This is a genomic window from Brevibacillus gelatini, from assembly GCF_050920745.1.
Lineage (GTDB): Bacteria > Bacillota > Bacilli > Brevibacillales > Brevibacillaceae > Brevibacillus > Brevibacillus gelatini.
On sequence record NZ_CP154342.1, the window covers coordinates 143,621 to 169,848 of the forward strand.

Sequence of the window (26,228 nt, forward strand, 5' to 3'; positions counted from 1 at the left end):
CATGTTTCACCAAGTGAGCCGCTTTGTCTCCAAATTCCGTGATCTGGAACAACAGGAGTTTGCGCATACTTCCGAGGAAGAACGGCAGTGGAGGCTGCTGAAAGAAAAGCTTGCTTCTACTCATACAGTGGAGCAGCAAGAGGCGATCATTCGAAAATGCATCGCTGTAACCAGTTTGTACCCGCAGGCTGGTGCCAGTTTTGTGGCTGGAAATATTGCTTATGCCTGGGCGGGACAAGGAATACCTGTGACACTCTGCGAGATGCCAACCCAAACTTCTTACTTCTACTTCGCTCTTGATTACGAACGCAGAGTTCGATCATTTAAGAATCTTTCTCCGACATCATTGCTCCTCATGCAAAATAATCAGCTTCGCATCCAGATCGACACCCCTTTTCATAGTCAGCAAGAATCTTCCCGCATGGATATAGCCAACTGGATACTTCGATTAAGCAAAGACAGTTCGATTGTTCTCATAGATGTTTCTTCATACTGGAATCATAGAGAGGCAAGACAAATTTTCGAACTGGCTGATGAAGTATGGGTTGTTTTTGACACAGATATTGCACGTCTCACCCGCTTATGCCTGGTAGAGCCGACTCCAGGCTGGTGGGTAGCAGAAAAAAGCAAATTGAGATTCATCGCAAACAAATGGAATACGCATCTTTCTCGTTCATCCGTCATGAAAAAGGTAGAAGGGACGCTGTCACTCTGGGGTCCAAGTGTTCCGCAAATTGATTACCAGATTGCTCGCGTTGATGAAGAGAAAGTTGCGATGGCACACGTAAAGGCCAACTTTTTGCTGGAACTTTTTCCAGAAGAGGAAAGTCAGTTTCAATCCCTGATTTATGCGCACAAAGGAAGGGTGTTATGAAAAAGCAAACCATGCTCGTTATATGCCTGATCTCGTTTCTTCTAGCAGGCTCCTCCTTCTACGCTGCTACCCAGTATATTGATGCGCTGGCAACCGAAAGGCTGTTTGCACCAGTCGTAAAAGTTGCTGCCGGGAAAGAGATTTCCCCTTTTGAGCCGATTACAGAGGACGATGTGGTGCTTGTACAGGAGGAAATAGATGAAATCCTGCCGGATGCAGCGCGCGATATAAATGATGTGGTGGGCAAAAGAAGCACGCAAACCATTTATCAAGGCGAGCAGCTGTTAACAAACAAGCTGACAGATTCACAACTTCTACCTGAAAAAGGTGAGGCCAGGTATGAGTTTCCGTTACTCTCGATTCAGCCTTTGACAGAGCTGCGCAAGGGTGACCACGTGAAAATCTGGGTCAAATACAAGAGCTTGGCTGAATTACAGGACTACCCGGAGCCAGTGCAATTCAAAAAGACAAATGATACGGCCGAGTTTCTGTTTGAGAGCCAACTGGTCAGCGTAAGAGACAGCAATGGCAGCGAGATTTACACGTTGAAGCCAAGCTTGCTGCCTTCTCCAGATCAGATGGATGCCGTATTTAATGGCGCTCGCGAAAAGCCTCAGTCCAACCATGAGAAAAAATATCATGATTACCGGGTACAGCCCACCGCGCTGCCTGCTTTTCTAGGATTCAATCTAACGGATCGAGAGTACGTAATCCTGAATGAAGCAATGTCATACGGCATGCTGCAAGTAGGACACATCATGGTTTCAAAGGAGCAAGCGTCATGAAAATTTTGGTTTGTTATCCGATGAAGTCGTTGGCCAAAACGTATATGCCGATCACGAGTGAGGTATTGGTGGCTGAATCATCTGAGGAGTTCTCACGTCTTGCTCACCTGTACCAGCCGGATGCGACAGTCGTCTTCTCCGAGATGTACGCAACCCCGGCATGGGAGTGGCTTCCCTCGGTGAGAAGCATACTGCCTGCCCATACTCCGCTCATCATCGTTCCATTGTATCGGGATGAGCCAATCATTGCCCAAGTGGCAGAGGAGATGGAGCTTGAAATGGTATACGTACTGTCCGCCCAGCTTTCACAGGAAGAGATTCGGGGCAAAATCAGCCTGATTCTGGGCTTTGCCCAGGACAGGACGGAAAATCATAGAGGCGGAAGCGAAGGACAGGTATACGCCCTCATGAGTTATGGTGCCTCGGGAATTACTACGTTTTGCATCAATTACCCGATTTTGCTCGCCAGACAGTATCCAACCAAAAGTATTGCCGTTCTTGACATGAACGTTGCCAAACCGGATTTAACCCGATTTTTCAAGCTTCAGCAGCATCAACTGGCTCTGTTTCGGCCAGATTTATTGGATCTGCAGACAGCACTCAGGCGAAATTGGCGCAGCGTCTGCAAGCAGAGTGCTCATATGCCCAATCTGTATTACGCGAACGCAGCCAGCAAATGGCGGAGTGCGGAACTAAGCAATATGATTGCGGCTTTTCGCCAGCAATTTGACCACGTGTATGTCGACTGGGGATATTGCTTCCCTGAGTCGGAGGCCATGCAGCGGTTGCTTAACACGGCTGATCGCAATCTTTTGTTTGTTCGTGCTGATCCCTTTGGCATTGAGAGTGCCAGGGAGTGGATCAAGAATTGGCGCGAAAAAGGCGTACAGTGCGAGGTTTTGTTAAGCCATCAGGAGCCTGGACAGCCCTACCGGATTGGCGAGGATATTCCGCTCTATGGTGTGGTTCCTCGCATATCGCCAAGCAGGCTGATGCAATCCCAACGAAGCAGCAGCGTGTTAATTGAAGAGTTTTTCCCGCCAAAATCGTACATCAGCAGTCTCAAGGAAATTGCAAGAGCAGACCATGTTGAAAAAAGCGTGGTGTACAGCTGATGAGAGCAGCAGAATTGAGCAGGGGCACGCCGGAGTTGCATAGCATTGAGGAATTGAAGCAAGCGGCCAGGGATTACTTGAACCACTTTGGCAAAACGCGTGAAGAAAAGCTCGAAATGCAGCAAATTCTCTCCTTGGCCGAGCAAGGAGACCGCGACAGTCACAACCATATTATTTTGCGATTGCAGCATTACTTTGAAGAAGTGCTCAAACGTCCGGTAACAGAGGAGATTTTGCCGCATGTCAATGGCTACGAAGGTCTTGTGTTTGCGACCTATGGCTGGGGAATACTGGACGCCGTTCTGCATTTGTCCCCGTGGGTAGAAGAAGTGCGGATATGTGCCGACCGAAGAGTAGCGTACCTTGAACAAGGGGTCAAAAAGTTTCTCTCTTACACCCCTACCCGGAAGGAAGTGGAGACTCTCCAGCAAAAGCTTACAAATGCTGCGGGCCTGTCTTTTAACGAGAAAAAGCCGCGTCTTAGCGGATATCTTCCGGCATTAAAGGCTCGTTTGACCATGTTTACTTTTCCATACTCAAGAGTGCCTACGATTCTTGTCAGGCGATTTACAACCCCGGCTTTCTCGCTTGACCAGCTTCGGACACAGCCACAGCCGACCTTTGACGAACCTGTGCAATGGCTGCTCGAACAGCAAGTGCACGGACGTGGCAACGTTCTTGTCATTGGACCGATGGCTGCCGGGAAAACAACCTTGATGATGTGCATGCTGAAGCTCAAGGACCCACAGACAGAGTACATTACTATTTTCGAGAGTGAGCATGAGATGCGCTTTGCTGATGTATGGCCGGGAGAAGTCATTGAACTGCAAAATGTGGAGGAAATCGGTATTGAGCTGAGCAACTGCTTTAAAGATATGTATCGTTCCACAGCCAATACGATTTTGATCGGTGAGATACGCGAGCCGATTGAAGCGTACCACTTTGTCAATGCGGGAATCAGAGGAACGGATGCTACCATAGCGGCAATGCACGAACGTTTTCCCCATAAAGCTTTGCACGACCTGACAGACCTCGTTTATCAGTATGGAGGACGAAGTGTTGAATTGACGCAAGAGAGGATCAGCAGGGCAGTTAACTTTGTAAATTCGCTGACCTATCGCAATAACGGTCACCGCTTTGTTGATGCCATTCATACTACGGAATGGAACGACACCTTCAATCGTGTAGAATCGATTCCGCTAGTCAGTTGCAATGTGCAAACGGGTGTATACGAATGGACAGGGAGACAGCTTAGTCCTCATCTGGTGGAGTATATGTGCTACGTGGGGAAAGCGAACCTGGATGTATTGAAAGAGCTACGTCTGACTGATCTGGGCAGGCAACTATGATTTATTCGCTACTCATTCCGATGGTTGTCTGCCTGTTTACTGGCTTTATGTTTATGGGAGTTTTCTTGTACCATAATTGGACAGCTCGCCGCGTGTTCTTTCCCCGCACGGTAGCAGCATGGAGAGAAAAATTTTTGAGGCATGCCACCAGGCGAATATTGTATGAGCGATACGATCGGTGGTGTCAGATAGGCGGCGGTACGCCTGAGGCTTATCTTCTGCTCTCCTTGATAGGTGCTGTCGCGGGATTCATCTCGGGAGTTTTGCTCGGGAACCTGATTGTTTCTCTGTCTTTGTTTCTTTTGTTTCTTTTTCTGCCTACTCTCTTGTTGTACGCCCGATATACAGTTCGGATCAACAAAAAAATCAGTTCATTTTGCCGCTTCGTGGAGCTTTTTGCCCGCTATTATAACAGTCGAAAAAATATCGTGCTGACTTTTCGGGAAATGATTGAAGAATGTCCAAAGGAGCTGCTGCCAGACTTGCTTCTGCTGAACAACACCCTTGCCGATGGCGGGAATCCTACAGCCGCAGTAGAACAATTTGCGCAGAGGTTGGACCATCCGTGGGCATTTGATTTTGCCATGTACATCGCAAGTGGATTGGAGGGGGAGACGGAAGATATTCAGGTACCTCTGAACCGATTGACGAATGAAATGTTTGTCCAACAGGACGAAAAGCATGAGCGGGACAGCGAGATACACTCGATCTGGATCAGCCTTTTAATCGTCATTGCCATCTGCATATGCTTGATCCCTTACAACCAGAGTTTGTTGAAAGACTCGTATCGGCTGTACTTTTACACCCTTGACGGACAGGCTATTTTAGCGCTGGCAGCAACAGTCTGGTCATTCTCCATCCTGCTTGCGTTCATTTGGGGAAGGAGGTATCGATAATGCAATTGCTGGTCATGTATACGTGGCTTGGCTTAGGTGCTTTATTTATGTTTCTAGCTGTCTTCTTCGCCGGAAAGTATTTGGTGCAAAGCCAGAGGCCGGTTTTGTTCATCTCTGCGAAGTGGTGGAAAAGCTGGGAGAGCACGGTCAAATCCGCTGACGATGAACAATGGGAACAGTTGCTTTCCCGGGCAGGGAGGCCGTTTGGCTGGGGAAAAGCCGAGTGGATGTTCCTGCAACTATTGTGTGGAAGTGCCGTTTGCATTCTCGTTTTGCTTTGGGCCATTTTGTGCCGTGTTGAGTCATTTCCGCTTTTCTCAATGTGCATTGCTTCGGGAGGCGGCTACTTCCTTCCGTACCTGGCTCTGAAGATGTGGGCGAGCAACCGCGAGGATCTGCTGAGTACAGATATAGCACGCTTCATCAACCGCTATGTGACGCTGCTGGAAAATCAGGTGCCAGTCTACAATGCGATGGTAAAAGCGGCAAGACCGACGAGAAAGCTGAAGGAGTATATCCCCACTTTGTCAGAGTGGAACAAAGATCCGGATGAAGCGTTAGAAAGCTTCAAACGCAAGATGGGGGTCGATGATGGCGTCATTCTCGTTTCCAGCATGCGCACGATTGAGCAGCTAAGCGCGGGACAAGTTAGTGTAACGATGCAGCGCATGGAGTGGGCCGTCGATCAGCGCAGGATGTTTCGCCATCGCAAAAAAATAAAATCGCTGGGGATTGGCTACAGTGTCATCGTTTACCCGGCATTTTACATGGGACTGTTGGTTGCCATGTTTCCCTGGTACAAGCTGCTGACAGAAATTTTGGCCAAGTATTTAACCTAAAGGGAGGCTAAGCGCTTGACCAAGCTGTTGTCCATTATCATGTGCATCGTATTCACTTTGGGAATCATCGTGTCAAGTCTCTCGCACATCAACGCATCAGTTGTTCAGGATGGCGGATTGCGAGATCGAGCAGTAGATTGGATCGATAAAGCGATACCGTAGCAGGGGAAGGCTATTCCACATTACCTACTTAAAGGAGAGTGCCACAATGTCGAAAATGTTTTTTATATTTCTCGCATGCGTCATGGTCCTGGGGATCGGCGTCAGTTCTTACGGCAATGAACTATCGCCCGCTGCAAACGATTCAGCCGAAAGCATTAACAGCTCCATTACATCCCTGAACTACGACACAAGAAATGAAAACATCAACTTCAGAATGCAAAACGGCACAGCCTATACGTCAAACTGATGCTGCATCATCATGTTTTTCTCATCATCGTCATCATGGTAGGGAGTTTGTGCGCGTATATCTGGAATTTGCAGCCGGCAGAGCAGCTTCGTGATACTCAACAGGAAAGGGTGTATCGGGCCACGACGGTTATCTTTCATTAATAAAGAAAACAGTCGGCTCGGAAGCGATGGTTAAAGCAAAAGTATTTCTCGTTTGCCTGATGGTGCTGCTGCTCGTTATTTCCGGAGTGGGGGCTTATCATCTGTACTCCATGGAGAGAGCGATTGCCCGTGGCATCTACGCCGATATCCTCGATGACATGCAGGATATCGGCTATCTGGACCCGGCCTTGGCGGAGTACTATACCAAAAAAATGGCCGAGCTTGGCTGGGATGTAACTGCAGATGTGTTTGCTGGCAGTTGGCCGCGAACAATGGGAGAGCGGGCGCGTAAGGAGCAAAAGGAGTCCGTCACGCTTACTGTTACAGTTACGCCGTCCAACGTGGCAAAATGGTTGAATGCATTTGTGGAGGGCGATGCTGCCTTTTCCTTTACAGGGAGCCGCCCCTCCGAATATTTTGACCCGGGGTGGTAGTGGATGAATAAAATGATTAGCATGTTGGTGCTGCTTGTTCTCGTCCTGCCGCTTACGGTGGGAGTGCTTTTTACAGGTCCAGACAACCTCCTGTCGGCTTGCCAGCAGTTTTTCGGAGATTTGCTCGTCCAGGTGACGAGATTCGGTACAGCCTGATGGGACAGCTTGTTGCGGTTATTCTCAATGTCATGCTGCTGTTGATGGTGAGTCTGGGGCTATTGCAGGTGCACACGGTCGTGCAGACGGAAAATGAGCTGATGGAAGTCAGCGCTGCTGTTACGAAATACATTAGCAACCGCGGAGGGGTAAATGAAAGCTCGCTACAGAAAGAGGTGCGGACATTGATAGCGAGGGAGCTTGCAGAAAAAGGCTTTTCCTTGCAGGAGAGGGAGATGTCTGTCAGTGTCACGCGTACTCATTCAGCCGACCCTGTCTTATGGAGTCACGCAGACGAGTTTTCCCTTGTTTTGACCATTCCATATCCTGGCTTCACTTCATGGATTCCCGCACCTGCTGACACTTTGCAAGTTACTCGCCACGGGACGATTAACGTCATGGACTACGATTTGTAATCACGTGCAACCTCAATCTAAAGAGAGAACTGAACTAGGGGGATGTTCGTACGGGGGTTAATATTTTATCTATATCAGCACTGTTGCTTTTTTTGCTGATCGGTACATTTGTCGTCGATGCTGATATGGTGATGCAGAAAAAAACGGAAGTAAAAATGCTGCTGGAGCTGGCCAATCACCATGCCACCTTTGCGGTTGATCCGGTTTTGAAGACAGAGGGCGTGATCGATTTGCTGGAAGACGAGGCGCTGCAGCGTTTTGACCGCAGGATGAGCGAAAATGGCGGTTATCAGCGACAGCAGTATTCATACGTGCCAGGAGCGAAAAGCGTGACTACCGATCCGATACCTTTTGTACGTCATTACGTGGATTTCCGCGCTTGGCGGCAGGATCTGACGTTGCGGCTGCAATATAACGGAGACATCTTCGTCACCGTTAGTGCGACACCAGGACCCGTCCGGCAAGGGGGCGGCCAACTGCAAATTACGGTCGTGACCGAGCGGGGAGAAGAACTGCAGCTCGCTCCGAAAAAGATGGTCGGACCGTCCCACATCGTTGTTGCTTACGTGGACGAGAGGCCGTTTTTACCTATTCTGCCTGGGCACTCCTTTCCGGTGGTTTCGGTCGAGGAAGTGAAGTTTTAGCATGGGGTGGCTCTCGTGTTATACAAGCAGGGAGCGGTGGTCTAAGTAAAGGGCAGTGCAAGGAGCAATGCAGCGAAAGATTAGTCAGACTTATTTACAAATTCCGAATTATTCTGGTACTATGTAAGAAAGTGCTTAGCCAGCTTGCGATTGTAAGGAGGTAGCACTCCGAACATCCCGCATGGCCGGTTCGTTAAGCATGATAAAAGTGGGGTTTTTGCTTTGTTTGATAAAGATACCATTTATATCGTGGGCGATGCGCAATCTTCATCCAACAATCCGATTACGCAGCAGTTCAGTGCTTTCTTTATCGGACTGGTTGTCGATACGACCAACGACAAAATCGTAGATGCGGCTTGTTCGTCTACGGTGCAGCTGACGTCGGACTTTGCCCGGTCGATTTTTATCGGTCATTCCATCTTTGCGTCAGAGGAGATTGGGGAAGAGATTCGCTATCGGTATTTTGGATCTTCGCAAAAAACATTGCTTGCTGCATTCAAGGATGCGCAAAAGAAGTACAAACAGGCTGTTTCCGTGAGAAGGAAAGCCGAAGTCACCAAGTGAACAGCAATTCCCAACCAAACAACTAAATAAAAAATCCACTGCTGCTTTATTTATTCGTATGCACGTCATACACGGTCATACACGTAAGTAAAACCCAGCAAATGCCATGAAAATTGCGCATTTGCTGGGTTTTTTGCTTATCGGGAAAGTCCGTGTAAAGGAAAAGTCCGTCATTTCCGCCTGGGATGCGAACCAAACATCTTTTGCCCATCTTTTGCCCAGCCTTTGCCCACCAGCCCTGTTCAAGCATGTGGAAAATCAACCGCCGCTATGCAGCGAAACACCGCGCGCTGGGAGCTGCATGCGTATTCTGGAGTTGCATGCGTATTCTGGGAGCTGCACGCGGTATTTCCGAGTGAAAGGAGGAGAGTCCTTGCTATCTTTTGTCTTCCGCCGATTTATCTCCATGATCGTTACGCTCTGGCTCATTGTTACCGTAACCTTTTTTCTGATGCACGCCGTACCCGGTTCTCCTTTTGAAAAAGAGGGAAAAGCGCTGAACGCGGCAGTGGAGCAAAACCTCAATGCCTACTACAACCTGGATAAGCCACTCGTTGTCCAATATGTTCTGTATTTGCAAAAGCTGGTGCAGTTTGATTTGGGGCCGTCGACGGCAAATGCTTCCGATACCGTCAACAAAATGATTGCTCGCGGCTTTCCGGTTTCGTTTCAGCTTGGGGTGATTGCTGTCGTGTTCGCCATTTTCTCGGGGGTCGGGCTTGGCGTAGTTGCTGCGTTGCGCCATAACCGTTTGATTGATTACGCCGCGATGGTGATTGCTGTTCTCGGAATATCCGTTCCCAGCTTTGTCGTCGCGCCTTTGCTGATTAAATATTTGGCTGTCGAATGGAAGCTGCTTCCGACAGCGACCTGGGGAACGTGGCAGCATGTGGTGATGCCTGCGCTGGCCTTGGCGTTTGGACCGATTGCCATTATCGCGCGGCTGACGCGTACAAACATGCTGGAGGTATTGACGCAGGAGTATATCGAGACGGCAAAAGCCAAAGGGTTGAAGCCTGCTACGATTGTGGTCAAACACGCCTTGCGCAATGCGATTTTGCCTGTCGTTACGCTGCTTGGCGCGCTCATTGCCAACGTGCTGACAGGGAGTTTTGTCATCGAGAAAATCTTTGCCATTCCGGGCATGGGCAAATACTTCGTAGCGGGTATTATCAACCGCGACTATTCCGTGATCATGGGCACAACCGTGTTTTACAGCGCTCTGCTGATTTTCATGATGTTTGTCGTCGATGTTTTGTACGGCATCATTGATCCGCGAATCAAACTGCATCGAAAGGAGGGCGAAGGATGAGCGTTTCTGACGACTTGTTTGTCCCGATGCGCAAAGACAACCTCAATTCGGAAGCAATTGTGCGACCTCAACTGACATTTTGGCAGGAAGCCTGGCAGCGGCTGAGAAGGAACAAGCTTGCTTTGATGGGGCTTGTCATCATTATTGTGCTGGGAGTTATGGCTGTCATCGGTCCGCTGATTTCGGGACACGAGTACGCCAAACAATCCATTCTCATGAAAAACAAGGCGCCGTCCGCGACGAACTGGTTTGGTACCGATGATTTCGGACGCGATGTATTTACCCGTGTATGGTACGGGGCGCGCATTTCCCTGTTTGTCGGTTTGATGGCTGCACTCATCGACTTTTTCATCGGTGTCTTGTATGGCGGGATCGCCGGTTATGTGGGCGGACGGGTCGACAACATCATGATGCGCTTCGTCGACCTCCTTTACGGATTGCCATACTTGCTGGTCGTCATTTTGCTGATGGTCGTCATGGGGCCGGGGCTTGGAACGATTATTGTCGCGCTCAGCGCCACGGGCTGGATCGGTATGGCTCGCACTGTTCGCGGACAGGTGCTGCAACTGAAAAGCTCCGAATACGTGCTGGCGGCAAAAACAATGGGAGCGAAGCCGTTTTACATCATTCGCAAGCATTTGCTGCCCAATACGATTGGCGTCATTATCGTCTACGTCACGCTGTCGGTTCCATCTGCGATCTTTGCGGAGGCGTTTCTCAGCTTCCTGGGCCTTGGTGTGCAGGCTCCGATGGCGAGCTGGGGTGTGATGGCCAACGACGGGCTTTCGACCATTTTGTCCGGTCACTGGTGGAGACTCTTTTTCCCGGCCTTCTTCATTTCATTGACAATGCTTGCGTTCAACGTGCTCGGTGATGGCTTGCGCGATGCGTTCGACCCGAAGGCAAGGAGGTAGACGACGTGGACAAAACGGAAAAATTGCTGGAAGTAAGCGGTTTGTGTGTCACGTTCAAGACGCACGGGGGCGAAGTGAATGCGGTCCGTGACGTGAGTTTTACCTTGAACAAAGGGGAAACGTTGGCGATTGTCGGCGAGTCCGGCTGTGGCAAAAGCGTGACGGCCAAAAGCATCATGCGACTCGTACCGGAGTACATCGGAAAAATTGCTGCTGGCAGCATCATGTTCAAAGGCAAGGACTTGGTTGTGCTGCCGGAAAAAGAAATGCGCGAGCTGCGCGGCAAAGAAATCTCGATGATCTTTCAGGACGCCATGACTTCGCTCAACCCGACCATTTCCATCGGAGAGCAGATCATGGAAGGGATCATTCGCCATCAAAAAGTCACCAGGAGCGAGGCGCGGCGGCAGGCGATTGAAATTTTGACGCTGGTTGGAATCGCCAACCCGGAAAGCCGGCTCAAGCAGTATTTGCACCAGTTCAGCGGGGGGATGCGGCAGCGGATCATGATTGCGATTGCGCTTGTCTGTCGACCGTCCATTCTCATAGCGGATGAGCCTACGACCGCACTGGACGTCACGATCCAGGCGCAAATCATCGACCTGTTCAAAAGCATTCAGCAAAAAACGGGTGTATCCATCATCATCATTACGCACGACCTGGGCGTCGTCGCCAAGATTGCCGATCGGGTCAATGTCATGTATGCGGGCAAAGTGGTAGAGTCCGGGCCAGTGCGCGACATTTTCTACAATCCGCAGCATCCGTACACAAAAGGCTTGCTGGCCTCGATGCCGCGTCTGGATACCGACCGTTCGGTACCGCTCAGTCCCATTCCCGGCACTCCGCCTGATTTGTTTGCGCCCCCACCTGGCTGTGCGTTTGCGGCGCGCTGCGACTATGCGCTGGAGGTGTGCCGCAACCATCAGCCAGCGGAAACGAGCGTGCACGGCAAGCACTCCGTAGCCTGTTGGCTGCAAGATCCGCGAGCGAAAAAGGTGCTGGCCGCCATGCAGGCGCCGACGGGCACGTGAGCTTGCGGCACAGCGTAGCATCTGACAGCACTCGGTAGAGATTGTGAGGCTCGCCATCTGGTGTAAAAGAGGGTGTCGTCTATCGGCGCTATCCTTTTACGACATAGGAAAACGATAAGGGGGAAGAAGAACGTGAAAAAACTATCGACGATCCTGCTTTCCGCTTCGCTGGCTGTTTCCGTGCTCATGGCCGGATGCAGCTCTGGGCAAGCGCCAGCGAACGAATCGGCACCGCCTACGGAGAACAATCAGCAGACGCCTTCTTCAGAAGACCAGGCGGCCAAGCTTTTGCTCCTGAATAATATCAAGGAGCCTACCTCACTGGACCCGCCGCTCGGATTTGACGAGCCGTCCTACAACATTTTGAACAACCTGATGGAAGGCTTGACGCGCCTGGATGAAAACCAGAAGCCACAGCCAGCGGCCGCATCCGAATGGAAAATTTCCGAGGACGGCAGGACGTACACGTTTACGTTGCGCGACAACAAATGGAGTAACGGTGAGCCAGTAACCGCACATGATTTTGAGTACGCCTGGAAGCGCATGCTTGATCCGGCTCTCGCCTCTCCCGCTGCTTTCCTCGCATTCATTATTGAAGGGGCAGAAGCATACAACAGTGGCAAAGGCTCTGTTGACGATGTAAAAGTAAAAGCGCTGGACGACAAAACATTGGAAGTCGTACTGGCGCAGCCTGCCTCCTGGACGTTGCTTTTGGCATCCAACCCGGCATTTTTCCCTGTACACAAAGCGACAGTGGAAAAGAATCCGAAATGGGCGGCAGAGGCTGCAACCTTTGTGGGCAACGGGCCGTTCAAGCTGACGGAGTGGAAGCATGACAGCGAATTGAAAATCATGAAAAACGAGAACTACTGGGATGCGGCAAACGTAACGTTGGCTGGTGCTGTCTGGAAAATGATCGACGATGAAAATACCGAGTACCAAATGTTTACGAACGGAGAGCTGCACAGAACGACAACCGTTCCGGCGGATATGGCTGACCAGCTGTTCCAGGAAGGCAAGGTTTACGTGAAAGATGGCGCTGGTACAGAGTTCTACCGCTTCAATGTGACCAAGGAGCCGTTTGACAACGCCAATATCCGGAAAGCATTCAGCATGGCGATTGACCGCCAGACATTGGTTGACCACGTATTGATGCGTAAGCAAAAGCCGGGAACCGGGTTCGTTTCGTATGGCTTGCCGGATGCCAACGGCTCGGGTGATTTCCGTCAGGTAGGCGGCGACCTGGTGAAGTTCGATCCGGCAGAAGCGAAAAGGCTGCTGGAGCTAGGCATGAAGGAAAAAGGCTACACCACCTTGCCGGAAGTAACGCTCACCTACCGCAGCGGCACGGCCACCGAAAAAACAGCCCAGGCTGCCCAGGAAATGTGGAAGCAAACATTGGGGGTAGATGTGAAGCTACAGAAGGTAGAAGGGCAAGTATTGACCGATATGCAAAAGAAACTGGAGTACCAGATCGCCCGTTCCTCCTGGTTGCCTGACTTCGGGGATGCGATCAACTTCCTGGACATCTTCCAGTCGAAAAACGGCAGCAACCGCACCGGCTGGGCGAATGCAGAATACGACAAGCTGATCGAGGGCGCGTACAAAGAGCCGGACGATGCCAAACGTCTGCAAATGCTGCATGACGCAGAAAAAATCTTGCTGAATGAAGCGCCAGTTGCTCCCCTGTACTTCTACAACACTTCGCTTTTGACCAGCGACCAGGTCAGCGGCATTCAAAGCTCTTCTCTCAGCTACACCGATTTGAGAAAAGCGGTCGTGAAGTAAAAACCGTTTGCCGGGAGAAGTCATTTCAGGCGGATGGAATGACTCTCCCCCTTTTTTGTCAAATATTTTAATAGTGCTATAATTTAGTTTGCCTGAAAGAAAAAGATAGGTAAAGAAAGCACACGTGCTAGAAAAGATGGAGGAAAACATGATTATTCAAGGCATCGAAGTGAAGAGATTTTCTGTTCCGCTGAAAAAACCGTTTAAAACGGCATTGCGCACGGTGAACAACCTGGAATCCGTACTGGTGAAAATCACATGCGACAATGGCATGGTAGGGTGGGGAGAAGCAACTGCTACGGTCGTCATTACCGGCGACAGCGTCGAAAGCATCGAGTCCGCCATCATGAACACGATGAAGCCGCAGCTGATCGGACTCAATCTGGTTGCCTACGAGCGTGTTTTCCAGACATTGCACCAGTCCATGGTGGGAAACACGAGTGCCAAGGCAGCGGTGGACATCGCGCTGTACGATCTGATTTCCCAACGGGCCGGAATGCCGCTGTACCAGTTTCTCGGCGGGTATCGCGACCAACTGGAGACCGATTATACGGTCAGCGTCAATTCGCCAAAAGAAATGGGCGAGGACGCAGCCGCCTATTTGCAGCAAGGCTTTAACGTGCTGAAAATCAAGGTGGGCAAAGACAATATCGAGGATGACATTTTGCGCATCCAGGAAATACGCAAAACGGTAGGCAATCAGGTGAAGATTCGTCTTGATGCCAACCAGGGATGGAACGTGAAGGAAGCGATTCAGTCGATTCGCAAAATGGAGGACATGGGACTGGGCATCGAACTGATTGAACAGCCTGTAAAAGCGCATGATCTGGAAGGCCTGAAGCGGGTTACGGATTCGGTCGATACGCCGATCATGGCTGACGAAAGTGTATTTTCGCCGGCACAGGCGCTGCAGGTTTTGCAAAACCGCGCAGCCGACATGATAAATATCAAGCTGATGAAGGCGGGCGGCATTTTCAAAGCGCAATTGATTAACCAGATGGCTGAAGAACACGGTATTCCATGCATGGTTGGCAGCATGATCGAATCACGTCTGGCCGTATCGGCGGCAGCGCATTTTGCAGCCAGCAAGAAAAACATCACCCGCTTTGACTTCGATGCTCCACTGATGCTGTTGCACGATGGCATTGATGGCGGCGTGACCTACGAAGGCCGCCTGATGACCATGCCAAAAGCGCCGGGACTCGGCATTCGCTCGGTCAGCTTCTGGGAAGGGGGAGAACAGGAGTGAAATCAGCAATCGTATCCGTTTCCGTCGCGACAGTATGGACGAAGCCGGAATCTCCGCGCGACATCGATCAGGCGGCTCTCCGCAATCCTGTTGATGTGCGCGGGTGGCTGCAGTCGCTGTCTGTCGAGGAAAAGCTGGGTTTTTACGACAACAACGCCATTCAGACGCAAGCCTTGTTCGGCACTCGCGTGGAAATCATCGAGGAACAGGGGGAGTGGGCGCACGTCCTGATCCCGGACCAAACGACCAGCAAAAACGAGCTCGGCTATCCGGGGTGGATTCCGTCCCGCCAGCTTGCTCCGTGGTCTGCTGCTTTTGACGTACAGGATGGGCAAAAGCTGGCGATGGTGACGGCGGACTTTAGCCGTTTGCACACGCTGGAACAGGAGCCGGGCATCGAGCTTGCCTTCCTGACCAGACTGCCGCTCGTGGAAGACGGCACCGAGTGGGTAAAGGTAGCGGTTCCGGACGGCGAAGCCCTTTTGCCAAAAGCAGACGTGGCAATCGTACGCGCAAACGAGCCAATCGAGCTGGCTGGCAACCGCGGCGAAGCCATCGTGGAGACAGGCAAGCGTTTCCTCAATCTGCATTACTTGTGGGGCGGCATGTCCTCTTACGGCTATGACTGCTCCGGCTTTGCCTACAACATGCACCGCTCCGTAGGCATCCAGATTCCCCGCGACGCCTCCGATCAGGCGAGAGCGGGGTTGCTGGTGGAAAAAGCGGATTTGCTTCCGGGCGACCTGCTGTTTTTTGCCCATGAGGAAGGACGGGGCAGAGTGCATCACGTCGGCATTTACATCGGCAACGGCGAAATGATTCACTCGCCTGACTCGCGCAGCGCCATCGAGATCGTCAAGCTGGATGGCTACAAGCTGGAAAAGGAGCATGCAATCTCCAGACGCTACTGGTAAAAGGATAACGGGGGAGGAGTGGCCAGATGGAACGAAAAAAACTGGTCCAGGTAAAGAACCTGACAAAAACCTTTACGACTCCTTTGACATATACGAAGGGGAGACATTTGGACTGGTAGGCGAATCTGGCTGCGGAAAATCAACGACAGGCCGCACCATCATCGGTTTGTACCAGCCGACCTTTGGGGAGGTACTGTTCGACGGAATCAATGTCCACAAAGCCTCTATGAGCGAGCGGAGTCAAAAAGAGCATGCCAACCGTTTTCCGCACGAATTCAGCGATGGGCAGCGGCAACGGATCGAGATTGCCAGAGCGTTTGCCGTCAACCCGAAATTCGTCATCGCCGATGAGCCGATCTCGGCCTTGGATGTCTCGGTACAGGCGCAGTCAATAAAAAGCATATCACTGTCGCAACATTCGACATTTTTTTCAGCCGTCCCTCACGCAAGGGATGGCTTTTTGTCGAGGATTGGTTTCTACATAAAGGAAGGTTTACCAACAAGGATTGGCGGGAAGAACTATTAATATTCTGTAAACTGGCAGGAATCAAACAACTTTTGTCGAAATACGGTTACAGTAAACAACGTAACTCGCCTGACTTCATCGTGAACTCCCAATCCAGAGAAGTGAGGGTTGCATATGACTTTGAGTACCTCCTCATTCCATTCCACTCCCCGTCGCTGGCGGGAAGTAGAAGCACAGTTAGGAATCGTAGTGCCTAGGTCGCTTCGATCTGACACCTCTGCCTTGCTGTTTTTGGAAAGCGTCGCTGCAACACCCATGTTGGACAAAGAAGAAGAATTGGCGTGCCTGATTCGCTATCAGCAGCACGGCGATATGGAGGCACGTGAAAAGATTGTGCGGGCGTATTTGCGCTATGTCGTCAGTACAGCCTTGCGCCATTTGAAAAGAGGCATGCCGTTTCTGGATCTGATCCAGGAAGGCACGATTGGATTGTTTACGGCCATAGACAAATTCGATGTGGGACGCGGCGTACGTCTCTATCATTACTCGCATTGGTGGATTTCCCAGGCGATCACCCGTGCGATCAACGACAAAGGTACCTTGATCCGCATTCCGGTCCACATGCATGAACAGATTCGCCAATACCAAAAGCAGGTATTACAGCTGATTCACGCGCTGAACCGCACGCCGGATCGGCACGAGATCGCAGGACTGCTCGACATACCGTTGGAAAAAGTCGATGCGATCGAACTGGCGCTGACGATGAAAATGGAGTCGATTGATGCCGAGCTGGACAGTGAAAAATGGCATACGGAGCATGACGATGAATGCCTCAGCTATGCCGAAATCATGGACGATGGATTGTCCTCGCTGGACGATTGGATTGAAAAGGTCGACTTGCGCTCGCAAATGCATGCGGCATTGGAGAGGCTCAGTCCCCGCGCCCAGGAAATCATCTCCATGCGTTACGGTCTTTACGACGACCATGTGTACACGCTGGAGGAAGTGGGCAAAATGTTCGGTCTGACCCGCGAGCGAATCCGCCAGATCGAAGCGACGACGATTGACCGGCTGCGCACGCAAAAAGCATCGAAAGTGTTGAAAGACTATTTGACCTGATAGCTTTCCCAGCCCCCCTTTTTCACGGAGGGGCTTTTTTGCATGAAAACGGACAACTGTCGGTTCAAGACAGCGGAAGGCGCGTGCGCCCGTCTTCTTGTGGTAAACTGATAAAGGCAGTTCAGATTTTTTCATGGAAGAAGGAGGATCGCCAGATGAGCGATTATTTGATAAGAGCAACCGGATTCGACGGACACGTGCGGGCTTTTGCCGCGCGGACAACAGGGATTGTAGAAGAAATGCGCCGTCGCCACGACATGTGGAACACAGCAACCGCCGCGACAGGACGCACATTGACGGCGACGCTGATGATGGGCGCCATGTTAAAAGGAAACGAAAGTCTCTCTGTCAAAATAAAAGGGGGAGGGCCGATCGGCCAGATCGTCGCGGAAGCCAATGCCGATGGAGACGGGATCGCCTACGCTACCAACCCGCACGTTCATTTTGAGCTGAATGACAAAGGCAAGCTGGATGTTGCGCGCGCAGTCGGGACAGATGGCTTCGTGTACGTGACGAAAGACCTTGGGCTGAAGGAGCCGTACCAAGGCAGCTCGCCGATTGTCTCCGGAGAGATTGGCGAGGACATCACCTACTACTTTGTGACATCGGAGCAAACACCATCTGCCGTAGGGGTAGGCGTGCTGGTCAATCCCGAAGACCGCTCTGTTCTGGCATCCGGCGGGTTTATTATCCAGCTTTTGCCGAACACGCCTGATGAGGTTGTGGCGAAAATCGAGGAACGGCTGGGGAAACTGCCGCAAGTATCCCGCATGATCGGCGAGGGGCTGACTCCGGAGGAAATTTTGGCGCGCGTCCTGGACGATCCGAAGTACCTGAGCCGCACAGACATTCAGTTCAACTGCAAATGCAACGAGGATAAAGTCATCCAGGCTCTGATTAGCCTGGGACGTGAAGAGATGGAGAGTCTGATTGAGGAACAGGGCGAAGCGGAGGTACACTGTCATTTTTGCAACGAACGCTATCATTTTGACAGAGCCGCGCTGGAAGACATCTTGAAAGACATGTAGGCAAAAGCTGCGCGGCGTCTGCCAGGGGAGAGGGATGGCATGACCAATGGAAAAGGGTTGTGGGCATTCATCGGGGCGCTTGTTTTGTTGCTGCTTGCCGTGACCTGGGCTTGGTACCAGTCGTCCGGCAAGCTGCAGCCTGCGGCTATCGTCGGGGATGTGACGATCAGCGAAGCGGAGTACGTGTCAGCGCTCAAGCAAAAATTCGGGAAGCAGGTGCTCGATGACCTGGTGAATCGCGAGGTTGTTTTCCAGGAGGCCAGGCGTCTTGGAATCAGCGCTGACCCGAAGCAGGTCGAGCAAGAACTGGCGCAAATTCGGGACAGCTACGGCAGCCAGACAGACAGCAAGTTCGAGCAGGCGCTGCAACAGCAGGCAGGAACGACTGTCGATGCGTTGAAGCGGGAGATCACCTATCAAATTTTGCTGCAAACGTTGGCGACCAGAGATATTGCCATCAGTGACGACGAAGTGTTGAAAGTGTATGAAAGCAGGGCAGAGCGCTATTCGCGGCCGAAGCAGGTGCGGCTGTGGCAAATTGCGGTCGCATCGCAAAAAGAGGCGGAGCAGGTTCTGGCCGAACTCAAGCAGGGGGCCAACTTCCAGACGCTCGCCAAGGAACGCTCCATTGACAGCAGAACAGCCGCCATTGGCGGCGATCTCGGCTGGTTATCCGTGCGCGACCACCAGCTGCCAGACGAAGCGTGGAACGCGATCGAAAAGCTGAAGGCAAAAGACAACAGCGAACCGGTCAAGGTAGACGGCAACTATGTGATTTATCACCTGGAGCAAAACAGAGAGGCTACACAGAGGTCGTTTGAAGAGGTAAAAGAGGAATTGCGCCGGGAAATTGCGTTTGCGCAGGTAGAGTCTCTCGATACTGTCCTTGCGCGGTTGCGCGAATCGGTAGGGGTTCAGCTTTTTGGGCAAATGCCTCATTGACCAATTGGGCAACCGTTGATATAATTATGACAACAAATCCTAGCGTTTTACTCGGCTATTTAAAAATAAGGGGGCAAGGCATATGCGCGTGGCGAATTCCATTACTGATTTGATTGGCTTTACTCCGCTTGTGAAGCTGAATCGTGTTGTCACTGAAGATCTTGCAGACATTTACTTGAAGCTTGAGTTTTTCAACCCGGGCAGCAGTGTGAAGGACCGTATCGCACTGGCGATGATCGAGGCAGCCGAAGCAGATGGCAGCCTGAAACCGGGATATACCATTATTGAACCGACGAGCGGAAATACAGGGATTGGGCTTGCGATGGTGGCTGCAGCAAAAGGCTACCGCGCGATCCTGGTAATGCCGGAGACGATGAGTATCGAGCGTCGCAATCTGCTGCGTGCATACGGCGCTGAACTGATTCTCACCCCAGGATCGGAAGGAATGGGCGGGGCCATTCGCAAAGCCGAAGAGCTGGCGAAGGAAGACAGCACCTACTTTATCCCGCAACAATTCAAAAACAAGGCCAACCCGGCGATCCACCGCGATACGACCGCGCGCGAACTGCTGGAGCAAGCAAAAGAAATCGGCGGCGTAGACGCTTTTGTTTCCGGAATCGGAACAGGCGGAACGATCACAGGTGTCGGACAGGTACTGCGCGAGCACTATCCGAACGTGCACATCGTCGCAGTCGAGCCGGCAGCATCCCCTGTTTTGTCTGGCGGCAAGCCAGGTCCGCATAAAATCCAGGGGATCGGCGCGGGCTTTGTTCCGGAAATTCTCGATACGCAAATTTACGACGAGATCATCAAGGTAGAAAACGAGGAAGCTTTTGAAACAGCGCGTCGCGTTGCCCGTCAGGAAGGCATTCTGGGCGGCATTTCCTCCGGGGCGGCGATCCATGCTGCGCTGCAGGTGGCGGCGAAGCTGGGCAAAGGCAAAAAAGTCATCGCCGTGATTCCATCCAACGGCGAACGTTACCTGTCTACTCCTCTGTACCAATTCGAGGATTGATTGGCAGCAAAATACGAGAGGCCATGTCATGCCATTTGAACTGTGACTCATAAGATGGAGGTCTCCCTATACACAATACTTGCTCATATCAGCAAAAAACGCTCGAATTTGATAATTCGAGCGTTTTTTTACATAATGATCTAATCTTGTCTCATCTTGGAGGAACTTTTTAATTCGTTGTTACATTAAGTTGAAGTAAAGCAGAAGCTTCTCCGGATTTATCCATTGTTACTTTATAATCAAACTGACCACTACCAATTTTCTTATTTACCGGGATCATTGTCATGTTGTGTTTTACATCTGTTCGGAGGTTGTCATTACCAAAATCGTAATTATAATATGCGGCCCAAGCAGTTTGTGTAATTTTTGAGTTGTCCGAGTTGTATGTATATTTAGGGAACGATTGGCCATTTTTATACCAGTGTGTATCAAACTCGGATGGATTCGCTGCCCATGTATTGAAGGTACTGCTTGTGCATTCCAACAGACCGTCAATATCTTCACTCCAGGACATCGAAATTTTTGATGCAGCGGTTTCGATTCGAACTGGATCTTCCGTGGAGGCTCTCAGCCATCCTTTGTAGTAACTTTTAGCAGCGAGAAGTTTGTTTTCAGTAGAATCCCCTTTTTCATAAGAGAGTTCCGCTTCAAATTCTTCTTTCTCTTCTTTACTTAGCTCGTAATCTAATGGTTTGGTAATGTATGTTCCATTTTCTGTATCAATTTGAATTTGATAAGCCTCAATTATCCCGTCTGCTGTCGCTCTGCCTTCGATAGTGACTTGACCTTCCCCATCTCCAGTTTCACGATACTCTACTTTTTTTAAAATGACTTCACTTCCTGGTTCAGCTTTCAATTTCATGACTTTGTTCTCTTTACCAAGAACAGTAAATGCGCTTAAAAAAGAAAGTGACAAGACTACTGGAACTACTATCCACTTTTTTGACATTTGATTCTCTCTCCCTATTAACTTTTTTTAACATTATAGTAATATATTATCATAAGCATCCCGGAAAGCGAAGAGGTATTTCCAATATTTTGAAAGAAGGTGAGCAACGTGAAATCTAGTGCTATGTTTATTTTATCGCTGATATGTGGTTTTCTTGCTTCTGTAGGAACAATTATTCTTTGGTACATTTTGCTTTACAACAAACCAACTGTTTCCGTATTTACTGCACTTTGTTTGTTACTTCCAGCGATATTTGGTTTAATTACCTCGTTCCTTAAACAACCTCTTATTATTATTTCTTTTGTGATCTCCTTACCTTTAAGTCTTTACTTTTTGATGTATGGAGATATGTTTATTTTATTTTTTATTACCTCAATCTTGTATTTCATATCTGCGGCTTTTAAATGGAAAATATCACAGGTTAATTGGAACTAATTGGGACGTAGGGGCTGGCTGTGATTTGTTAGCTGTCCTTCTTTTAAAAGGTATGAGAGCAAAAAAGTAACGAGATATGCTTATGGGATGGGGTAAACCTTAAGAATTCAGTACCTTAAAACGGGTGCTGGATTTTTCCTTTTCAAGGACGAGATTCTTAACCATGCTCTTTACATTTGAGGCCATGTCATGCCATTTTGGCTGCGTGGTCTTTTCTTTTTGCCCGGCGCGACTATATAATGAACGGATAAACAGTGAAAAAACCGGAGCGTGAAACGAAATTGATGTTCCCTACCTATGCACAATGCCAGACGTACGCTTTGACATACCCATTGATTCCGCTTGCCCTTCGCGGCAAATGGTCTGCTGAAATCGACCCGTGGCAGGTGTTGACTACGCTGCAGCCGTCCATGCAGGATGCAGTCTTGCTGGAAAGCGGCCGAGTGGGAAGGTACACTTTTTTGGCCTACCAGCCTGTAGCCACGTTGCGCAGTCAGCGGGGCGAAACGATTGTAATCTATCCCGATCAGCAGGTAGAAAATATGGAGGCGGAGCAGCCGCTCGATGCCTTGCGCAAGCTGCTTGCCCGCTACCGCACGCCAGTCGTTCCAGATATGCCTGATTTTTCCGGCGGAGCAGTAGGCTATCTCAGCTATGACATGAACCGCTTTTTTGAGCCTACGCTGCCCCAGATCGCGACGGACGACTTACAGTTGCCAGACCTGTATGTTATGATAATGCAAGACCTTGTTGTCTTCGATCATCAGACGCGGGAGATCGTCTGTCTGACGCATTTGTCTGCAAACGAGTTGAGCGAAGAGACTTATCGACAAGCGGAAACACGTCTGGAAAAGCGGCTGGAGTCACTGGAAAAGCTGGTGGCCGAAGCCGACACCGTGGACTGGGATGCGCTTCGAAAAAGACCGCTGGTTCAGATGACGCCAGCGTCTGTATCGTTTGCAAAAGACCAGTTCGAGGACGCGGTGCGCCGGGTGCAGGAGTATATTGCCCAGGGCGATGTTTTTCAGGTGAACCTGTCCGTGCGGCAAAGCAAGCCGATCCAGGTGCCTGCTTTCGATGTGTACAAGGTGCTGCGCAAGCTGAATCCGTCCCCGTACATGGGCTACCTCAGCTTTCCGGAGTTTCAGTTGGTCAGCGCGTCGCCAGAGCTTTTGGTCAAGGTAAAAGGCGGCGAGGTTCATACGCGGCCCATCGCAGGCACCCGTCCGCGCGGGCAAAACGACGCACAGGACGAAGCATTGGCCCGCGAGCTGATTGACAATGAAAAGGAACGCGCCGAGCACGTCATGCTGGTGGACCTGGAGCGCAACGATCTGGGCCGCGTCTGCCGCTATGGCAGCGTGGAGGTCAGCGAGTTCATGGTCGTGGAGAAATACTCCCACGTCATGCATATCGTCTCCCACGTAAAAGGAGAGCTGGCAGAGGGCAAAGATGCTTTCGATGCTGTGGCGGCGACTTTTCCTGGCGGTACGATTACAGGAGCGCCAAAAGTGCGGACGATGGAAATCATCGAGGAGCTTGAGCCAGTCAAGCGCGGCGTGTACACGGGATCAATCGGCTGGTTTGGCTTTAACGGAGATGTCGAGGTCAACATCGCGATCCGGACGATGGTCGTCAAGGACGGGATGGCTCACGTGCAGGCAGGGGCAGGCATCGTGATTGACTCTGTCCCGGAGGCAGAGTACGCCGAGTCGCTGAAAAAGGCAGAGGCGTTGTGGAAGGCATTAGAGATTAGCGAGCAGAGAACGATGAGTTGAGAGGAGATGAGTGTAAGATGATTTTGATGATTGACAACTACGATTCTTTTACGTACAACCTGGTGCAGTATGTCGGTGAGCTGGGCGAGGAACTGCAGGTGTATCGCAATGACAAAATTACGCTGGAAGAAATCGAGCGGCTGGCACCCGATTACTTGATGGTGTCGCCTGGTCCTTGCACACCGAACGAAGCGGGGATCAGCATGGAGGCCATCTCCCATTTTGCCGGAAAAATCCCGATTTTGGGCGTGTGCCTGGGACATCAGTCGATTGGCCAAGTGTTTGGCGCAAAAGTCATTCGCGCCGAGCGACTGATGCACGGGAAGACGTCTCCGGTCATTCATGACGGCAAAACGATTTTCCGCGATATTCCGTCTCCTTTTACCGCCGCACGCTACCACTCCTTGATCGTGGAGGAATCCTCCATTCCGAGTGAGCTGGAGGTTACGGCCCGGACGCCTGAAGGGGAAATCATGGCGATTCGCCATCGCGAGTACCCGATTGAAGGGGTGCAGTTCCACCCTGAATCGATTATTACGGAGTACGGCAAGCAGCTTTTGCAAAACTTCCTCACCACCTATGCACGCCATACCACAGGATAACGTTAGATAGAGGACAAAAACCGCCTTTTTTCGGGCGGTTTTTGTATTTTACAGACTCTTCATGCAAGCTTTACCATCTCTCGACATTCGGCCTGTACAATGAGGCATAAGATGGCGAAAGAGGAGAGATGATGAATGGATGTAAACCGTCGACAGTTTTTGACTTATCTGGGTGCAGGTACGGCAGCACTGGCATCAATGGCAACAGGGATTCCAGCATTGGCAGCAGGCAGTACCTTGTCTGGGAAAACAGCCGATCATCTGTTTGGTCTCGAAACGAAAAACCACTCATTTAAACCCAAATTCAAAGAAATTCATCCGACGACAAAAGACGATGTCGTGCTGCCGGACGGATTCAAGTACGATGTCATCGCTTCCTACGGCGATAAAATCAATGCCGCCGGAGATACGTTTGGCTTCAACAATGACTTTACTTGCTTTTTGCCGATAGAAGGCAAGTCTGACCACGGACTTTTGTGGGTGAACCACGAGTATTTAGGTGAGCTGGAATACTACGTCAACGGATACGACTACCTGCATGCCGATCCGGACGACAACAAGCGCACGCCTGAGCAAATTCAAAAATATTTGTACGCGCTTGGCGGCTCCGTTATCGAGATCAAAAAAGAGCAAGGAACATGGAAACTGGTTGCCGACTCCAGGTACGGCCGCCGCGTCAGCGGACTGACCAGGCACGTGCTGACTGGCCCAGCCGCTTCCATCGCAAAAGAAGTGACCGGAACGTTTGCAAATTGCTCCGGTGGAGTAACTTTATGGAATACCGTTCTTTCCTGTGAGGAAAACTACATGGACGTTGTAGGCGATTGCAAGCTGCCTGACGCAAAGCACTATGGCTGGGTCATTGAAGTAGATCCGTTCGATCCGAAATCGACGCCGAAAAAGCATACGGCACTGGGCCGCTTCTCGCACGAAAATACAGCGATGGTACTGGCGCCGACAGGACAACTGGTTGTGTACATGGGCGACGATGCCAAAGACCAGTATGTGTACAAATACGTCTCCAAAGCGAAGTACGATCCAAAAGCCGGGAAAAACAACTCGAAGCTGCTGGAAGAGGGCACGCTGTATGTCGCCAACTTCGGCAAAGGAAAATGGATCGCGCTTGACTACGCTACCAACGACGCTTTGAAAAAAGCGGTGAATGGAGAAGGCAAGCCGCTGTTTACCTCCCAGGCTGACGTGTTAATCAACTGCCGCGAAGCTTCCAAAGCGGTTGGGGCAACACCGATGGATCGCCCGGAGGACCTCGAAGTCCATCCGATTGACGGCTCCGTCTTTATCGCCCTGACCAACAACGACAAGCACGGCAATTTTTACGGACAAATCGTACGTCTGTTTGAAAAAGACAACAACCATGCCGGTATGGAGTTCACCTTTGAAATTTTCGCAGCGGGCGGTCCGCAAAGCGGGTTTGCTGCGCCGGACAACATGGCGTTTGACAGCGCTGGCAACCTGTGGGTTGTAACCGACATTTCTTCTTCCTCCATGAACAGCGGCATTTACAAGCCGTTTGGAAACAACGGGGTATTTTTCATTCCCACCTCGGGCAACAACCAGGGACAAGCTGCCCAGTTTGCCTCTGCTCCCGTAGGCGCGGAAATGACAGGCCCGTGGTTTACACCTGACGAAAAAACGCTGTTTCTGTCGGTACAGCATCCGGGCGAAAACCTCAAGGACTACAGCCAGCCAACCAGCCATTGGCCAAAAGGCGGCAATGCAGTCGCTTTGCCGAGTGTGATTGCCATTACGGGTTTCTAGGACAAGGAGTGTAGTGCACCATGCTATCGAGCATCGGGATTCCCGGATTGATCTTGATTTTAATTATCGCCCTGGTCATTTTTGGACCGAGCAAGCTGCCGGAGATCGGTCGTGCCTTTGGCCGGACGCTGACGGAGTTTAAAAGTGCTGCCAAAGATTTGACCAAGGACGACGACGAGGGAAAAGACAAGGGCGCTGAGGAAGCGGTCAAACGGATCAACTAATCGGTCTGTCATACTTTGGAAAAAAGGCGGTGCGTGCAAGAAGCGCACTGCCTTTTTGC

27 protein-coding genes and 1 pseudogene are annotated in these 26,228 nt (G+C 50.8%); 27 read left to right on the forward strand and 1 reads right to left on the reverse strand.

Features of this window, described 5'->3' with window-relative positions:
* The first annotated feature begins 1 nt into the window (after window position 1).
* The 23 genes and pseudogenes from AAFJ72_RS00885 (at window position 2) to cysK (ending at window position 20,402) form a co-directional block, all read left to right on the forward strand.
* The gene (locus tag AAFJ72_RS00885; protein ID WP_432775752.1) at window positions 2-874 is read left to right on the forward strand and encodes a hypothetical protein; all 873 of its coding nucleotides are present in this window, start codon (window positions 2-4) and stop codon (window positions 872-874) included.
* Window positions 871-1,659 (forward strand): SAF domain-containing protein, encoded by a 789-nt coding sequence (locus AAFJ72_RS00890; RefSeq protein ID WP_122906003.1) that lies wholly within the window; start codon window positions 871-873, stop codon window positions 1,657-1,659. The genes AAFJ72_RS00885 and AAFJ72_RS00890 overlap by 4 nt, the downstream gene beginning before the upstream one ends.
* Entirely contained in the window at window positions 1,656-2,774 is a 1,119-nt protein-coding gene (locus AAFJ72_RS00895; RefSeq protein WP_432775753.1) for a hypothetical protein, read from the forward strand. Before AAFJ72_RS00890 ends, AAFJ72_RS00895 begins: the two co-directional genes overlap by 4 nt.
* Window positions 2,774-4,123, forward strand: a complete 1,350-nt coding sequence (locus AAFJ72_RS00900; RefSeq protein WP_432775754.1) for an ATPase, T2SS/T4P/T4SS family — start codon at window positions 2,774-2,776, stop codon at window positions 4,121-4,123. Before AAFJ72_RS00895 ends, AAFJ72_RS00900 begins: the two co-directional genes overlap by 1 nt.
* Before the next feature lie 134 nt (window positions 4,124-4,257).
* Window positions 4,258-5,019: a hypothetical protein gene (locus AAFJ72_RS00905; RefSeq protein ID WP_432775755.1), complete on the forward strand. Its 762-nt coding sequence runs from the start codon at window positions 4,258-4,260 to the stop codon at window positions 5,017-5,019.
* Window positions 5,019-5,858: a hypothetical protein gene (locus AAFJ72_RS00910; protein ID WP_432775756.1), complete on the forward strand. Its 840-nt coding sequence runs from the start codon at window positions 5,019-5,021 to the stop codon at window positions 5,856-5,858. The genes AAFJ72_RS00905 and AAFJ72_RS00910 overlap by 1 nt, the downstream gene beginning before the upstream one ends.
* 208 nt (window positions 5,859-6,066) lie before the next feature.
* Window positions 6,067-6,267 carry a hypothetical protein gene (locus AAFJ72_RS00915; RefSeq protein ID WP_122906008.1) on the forward strand — a complete coding sequence of 67 codons (201 nt, stop codon included), beginning with the start codon at window positions 6,067-6,069 and terminating at the stop codon, window positions 6,265-6,267.
* A gap of 169 nt (window positions 6,268-6,436) precedes the next feature.
* A complete protein-coding gene (locus tag AAFJ72_RS00920; protein WP_122906009.1) occupies window positions 6,437-6,844 on the forward strand; it encodes a hypothetical protein in 408 nt (135 codons plus the stop codon).
* Between the two features lie 3 nt (window positions 6,845-6,847).
* Window positions 6,848-7,000 (forward strand): hypothetical protein, encoded by a 153-nt coding sequence (locus AAFJ72_RS00925; RefSeq protein WP_170163466.1) that lies wholly within the window; start codon window positions 6,848-6,850, stop codon window positions 6,998-7,000.
* The gene (locus AAFJ72_RS00930) at window positions 7,000-7,416 is read left to right on the forward strand and encodes a hypothetical protein (RefSeq protein WP_432775757.1); all 417 of its coding nucleotides are present in this window, start codon (window positions 7,000-7,002) and stop codon (window positions 7,414-7,416) included. The genes AAFJ72_RS00925 and AAFJ72_RS00930 overlap by 1 nt, the downstream gene beginning before the upstream one ends.
* Window positions 7,417-7,541: 125 nt before the next feature.
* On the forward strand, window positions 7,542-8,060 hold the full coding sequence (locus AAFJ72_RS00935; RefSeq protein ID WP_432777127.1) for a hypothetical protein: 519 nt from the start codon (window positions 7,542-7,544) through the stop codon (window positions 8,058-8,060).
* A gap of 222 nt (window positions 8,061-8,282) precedes the next feature.
* Window positions 8,283-8,624, forward strand: a complete 342-nt coding sequence (locus AAFJ72_RS00940; protein ID WP_122906012.1) for a DUF3870 domain-containing protein — start codon at window positions 8,283-8,285, stop codon at window positions 8,622-8,624.
* A 373-nt stretch (window positions 8,625-8,997) separates the two neighbouring features.
* Entirely contained in the window at window positions 8,998-9,936 is a 939-nt protein-coding gene (locus AAFJ72_RS00945; protein WP_432775758.1) for an ABC transporter permease, read from the forward strand.
* A 26-nt stretch (window positions 9,937-9,962) separates the two neighbouring features.
* A complete protein-coding gene (locus AAFJ72_RS00950) occupies window positions 9,963-10,850 on the forward strand; it encodes an ABC transporter permease (RefSeq protein WP_432777128.1) in 888 nt (295 codons plus the stop codon).
* Window positions 10,851-10,855: 5 nt separating this feature from the next.
* Window positions 10,856-11,881, forward strand: coding sequence for an ABC transporter ATP-binding protein (locus AAFJ72_RS00955; protein WP_432775759.1), 1,026 nt, complete (start codon window positions 10,856-10,858; stop codon window positions 11,879-11,881).
* A 132-nt stretch (window positions 11,882-12,013) separates the two neighbouring features.
* Entirely contained in the window at window positions 12,014-13,669 is a 1,656-nt protein-coding gene (locus AAFJ72_RS00960; RefSeq protein ID WP_432775760.1) for a peptide ABC transporter substrate-binding protein, read from the forward strand.
* Between the two features lie 148 nt (window positions 13,670-13,817).
* On the forward strand, window positions 13,818-14,918 hold the full coding sequence (locus AAFJ72_RS00965) for a mandelate racemase/muconate lactonizing enzyme family protein (protein WP_432775761.1): 1,101 nt from the start codon (window positions 13,818-13,820) through the stop codon (window positions 14,916-14,918).
* Window positions 14,915-15,832, forward strand: coding sequence for an NlpC/P60 family protein (locus AAFJ72_RS00970; RefSeq protein WP_432775762.1), 918 nt, complete (start codon window positions 14,915-14,917; stop codon window positions 15,830-15,832). Before AAFJ72_RS00965 ends, AAFJ72_RS00970 begins: the two co-directional genes overlap by 4 nt.
* 26 nt (window positions 15,833-15,858) lie before the next feature.
* A pseudogene (locus AAFJ72_RS00975) lies at window positions 15,859-16,247 on the forward strand (ATP-binding cassette domain-containing protein); the annotation flags it as partial.
* A gap of 225 nt (window positions 16,248-16,472) precedes the next feature.
* Window positions 16,473-17,417, forward strand: coding sequence for a sigma-70 family RNA polymerase sigma factor (locus tag AAFJ72_RS00980; protein WP_432775763.1), 945 nt, complete (start codon window positions 16,473-16,475; stop codon window positions 17,415-17,417).
* 155 nt (window positions 17,418-17,572) lie between these two features.
* On the forward strand, window positions 17,573-18,445 hold the full coding sequence (gene hslO, locus AAFJ72_RS00985) for an Hsp33 family molecular chaperone HslO (protein ID WP_432775764.1): 873 nt from the start codon (window positions 17,573-17,575) through the stop codon (window positions 18,443-18,445).
* A gap of 39 nt (window positions 18,446-18,484) precedes the next feature.
* Entirely contained in the window at window positions 18,485-19,387 is a 903-nt protein-coding gene (locus AAFJ72_RS00990; protein WP_432775765.1) for a peptidyl-prolyl cis-trans isomerase, read from the forward strand.
* Between the two features lie 82 nt (window positions 19,388-19,469).
* Window positions 19,470-20,402 (forward strand): cysteine synthase A, encoded by a 933-nt coding sequence (gene cysK, locus AAFJ72_RS00995; protein WP_122906023.1) that lies wholly within the window; start codon window positions 19,470-19,472, stop codon window positions 20,400-20,402.
* A 169-nt stretch (window positions 20,403-20,571) separates the two neighbouring features.
* On the opposite strand, the gene AAFJ72_RS01000 is transcribed toward cysK, so the two are convergent.
* The gene (locus AAFJ72_RS01000) at window positions 20,572-21,351 is read right to left on the reverse strand and encodes a hypothetical protein (RefSeq protein ID WP_432775766.1); all 780 of its coding nucleotides are present in this window, start codon (window positions 21,349-21,351) and stop codon (window positions 20,572-20,574) included.
* A 719-nt stretch (window positions 21,352-22,070) separates the two neighbouring features.
* On the opposite strand from AAFJ72_RS01000, the gene trpE reads away from it, so the two are divergent.
* From trpE to tatA, 4 genes are all read left to right on the forward strand, one after another.
* Entirely contained in the window at window positions 22,071-23,564 is a 1,494-nt protein-coding gene (gene trpE, locus AAFJ72_RS01005) for an anthranilate synthase component I (protein WP_432777129.1), read from the forward strand.
* A gap of 17 nt (window positions 23,565-23,581) precedes the next feature.
* Window positions 23,582-24,166 (forward strand): aminodeoxychorismate/anthranilate synthase component II, encoded by a 585-nt coding sequence (pabA, locus tag AAFJ72_RS01010; RefSeq protein ID WP_122906024.1) that lies wholly within the window; start codon window positions 23,582-23,584, stop codon window positions 24,164-24,166.
* A 135-nt stretch (window positions 24,167-24,301) separates the two neighbouring features.
* The gene (locus tag AAFJ72_RS01015; protein ID WP_432775767.1) at window positions 24,302-25,945 is read left to right on the forward strand and encodes a PhoX family protein; all 1,644 of its coding nucleotides are present in this window, start codon (window positions 24,302-24,304) and stop codon (window positions 25,943-25,945) included.
* Between the two features lie 20 nt (window positions 25,946-25,965).
* Window positions 25,966-26,169, forward strand: coding sequence for a twin-arginine translocase TatA/TatE family subunit (tatA, locus tag AAFJ72_RS01020; RefSeq protein ID WP_432775768.1), 204 nt, complete (start codon window positions 25,966-25,968; stop codon window positions 26,167-26,169).
* Window positions 26,170-26,228 lie beyond the last annotated feature (59 nt).